This window comes from Amycolatopsis panacis, assembly GCF_003600245.1.
GTDB lineage: Bacteria > Actinomycetota > Actinomycetes > Mycobacteriales > Pseudonocardiaceae > Amycolatopsis > Amycolatopsis sulphurea.
On the sequence record NZ_QZFV01000034.1, the window covers coordinates 1 to 2,296 of the forward strand.

Annotated in this window: 3 protein-coding genes; 1 reads left to right on the forward strand and 2 read right to left on the reverse strand. The window is 65.2% G+C overall.

What is annotated here, in order from left to right; all coding sequences use genetic code 11:
- Positions 1 to 91: 91 nt before the first annotated feature.
- The gene (gene infA / locus D5S19_RS03155) at positions 92 to 313 is read right to left on the reverse strand and encodes a translation initiation factor IF-1 (RefSeq protein ID WP_120021830.1); all 222 of its coding nucleotides are present in this window, start codon (positions 311 to 313) and stop codon (positions 92 to 94) included.
- Positions 314 to 328: 15 nt separating this feature from the next.
- Complete coding sequence (locus D5S19_RS03160) at positions 329 to 895, reverse strand: GNAT family N-acetyltransferase (RefSeq protein WP_120021831.1); 567 nt, start codon at positions 893 to 895, stop codon at positions 329 to 331.
- Positions 896 to 1,842: 947 nt separating this feature from the next.
- On the opposite strand from D5S19_RS03160, the gene D5S19_RS03165 reads away from it, so the two are divergent.
- Complete coding sequence (locus D5S19_RS03165; protein ID WP_120021832.1) at positions 1,843 to 2,163, forward strand: hypothetical protein; 321 nt, start codon at positions 1,843 to 1,845, stop codon at positions 2,161 to 2,163.
- Positions 2,164 to 2,296 lie beyond the last annotated feature (133 nt).

Sequence of the window (2,296 nt, forward strand, 5' to 3'; positions counted from 1 at the left end):
AGGTGTGTGCGACCACCTCGTGGCGTGCGCCGGACCGGTTTCGGGTCTGTGAAGGGTCCCTTCACAGACTCAGAGTCCGTGAAGGGTCCCTTCACGGACCTCTACACCGACTTTGCCGGAACCCTGGGTCGTACGGGCTGATCTCCACGAGGACCCGGTCGAAGGGCAGGATCTTGATGTAATTCTTCCGGATCTTGCCGCTGATGTGCGCGAGCACGTGGTGCCCGTTCTCCAGCTCCACCCGGAAGGTGGCGTTGCGAAGGCATTCGGTGACCGTGCCCTCGACTTCGATTCCTCCGGACTTTCCGGCCATGGTGTTTCCTTTCGGTCAGGCGTTCGGTGTTCCGGGGAGAACCAGCTCACGCGTGCCGGAAGTCCACGATGCACCGATTCCTTCGAATAATGTGAGTGCCGCGTCGCCGGATTCGTCGACTTCCCCCGAAGCGGTGGTGATTCCGGCGTGATACAGGGCGCCGAACACGGAAGCGAGCAATGCCCGGCCGATACCACGCCGCCGTTGCCCGGCCCGGACCGCGACCAGCCCGATGCGCGGTTGCCGGAGCGGGACCACCCGCGCCAGCCCGACATACTCCTCGCCGAGCGCGGCGACGTAGTATTTCAGCGGGTCGGGCAATGGCGGCCTGTCCGCCCATGCGAGAACCTCGGCGGGCACGGAATCCCATCCCGCGGTCGCTTCGACCTCGTACCGCGGTCGGGGCAATTCCGCCTTCACCACTTCGACGAGCTGTTCGAAAACCTCGTCATGCCAGGAGTCGATGCCCAGAAACAGTCGCCCGCCCGGCCGAGGCAAAACCTCGGCACGCCCGACGACGCGATCGCCGTCCACCGCATGCCATTGCCGATCCGCGACGGAATCGAGATACGTCGAATTCAAGACCGGTGCCTTTCGAGAGAGCCTGCTACGGCGCTCCCGGCGACACCTGCCTCATCGCCCGTCCGTGGCGGCGAAGGGGAGCACCCATATCGATGCGCGCATGGGACTCACCTCCTCGATCCAGCCGCGGTCGCCGGAAGGCCAACCGGGCTGTGGTCCCCGCGTCCACCGGTTTTCCCGGCTGCGGGGACCGGCCTGTCCGAGCCCGGAGGTGCCAGGGCTCGGTGGCTGTGAGGCGGCCCGACCGCTCGAGGGGGAGGGAACGGCCGGGCCGTGTGGTGATCGTACAGCCCGCGCCCGCCCGGCTTCCGCGCAGCGTCGACTTCGGCGCGTTGACCTCCGATTCGGTGATCTTGCCGCCGAGGTACGCGCTACGCCGTCATGCTTGGTTTCGCCCGGGGAAGAGAGGCAACCGGACGCCGGGTTCGGGCGTGGCAGGTGCACGACAACCCAGGTCCCCAACGAGTCGAGCGACGACTTCTGGGGCACCCTGCCATCCGCCGCCGTGACCTTCGCGCACCCGGCGCGAAACTGCCGTTGCCACCCGTTCGGTGCCGCGCGCACCTCGGAACAGGATGTTGCTCTGGCAGGTCACCCCGTTGTGCTTTGCCTGCCGCGACCGATGGCGGGGCCGACGTTCGTCCCCGCACGGGGTTACGGTGCAGGTCAACCGCCGGATCAAACGATCTCGACACCTGGTGGTGACTGATCGGCTACGGTGACGGTCGGGGTGGCCTCGGGAGGGCTGTTCCAGATTTGTGCCGACGTCTGCTTCGAGGGGTGTGCATCGTGGTTCAACCTGCGCCGGACCTGGCAACTGGCTGGATGGTCTGGGATTTGATATCTGGGACCCGACCGGCGGCGGTGGCGTTAGCGGGGGTGGTGGCGCCGCTGGCAGTGGCCTGGGCCCGAGCGGGCAGGGGTTCAGCCTCAGTCGGGACGAGGCCATGGGCATGCTCAACCAGGCAAAGGGCATCCGGGACGATCTGTGGGCCATGATCTTCGACGCTGAACAGCTCACCAAGATGAAGCCGCCCGCTGATGAGCCGGCGAGTAAGGCTTTCAATGTTCTCGCGGCCGGTGGCGGTGGGAATCCGGGCGCATTCGGTTATGGTGTCGGGCACATCAAGAGGGAACACGGCTACGTGGACGAGCTGATCAAGCGCCTCGAAGATGCCCTTCATTTGACGCATTCCAGCGACGAGAACGCCGCGACTGATATGAACAAGACGGGTTCGTCTAACGGGGGCGGGTTCAAACGATCATAGCGACGCCACGATAGGATCCTGGTAGCGTCGATCGATAGGAATGGTGAATGAGCCGGCACAAGCCATTGCGGTTCGAAGAGCGAGAGATCATCTCTCGCGAGTTGGGCAAAGATCGTTCGGCTCGATTCATCGC

Coding starts and splice junctions, on each gene's coding strand:
- infA (WP_120021830.1), bottom strand. CDS start 313: ATGGCCGGAAAGTCCGGAGGAATCGAAGTCGAGGGCACGGTCACCGAA.
- D5S19_RS03165 (WP_120021832.1), top strand. CDS start 1,843: ATGGGCATGCTCAACCAGGCAAAGGGCATCCGGGACGATCTGTGGGCC.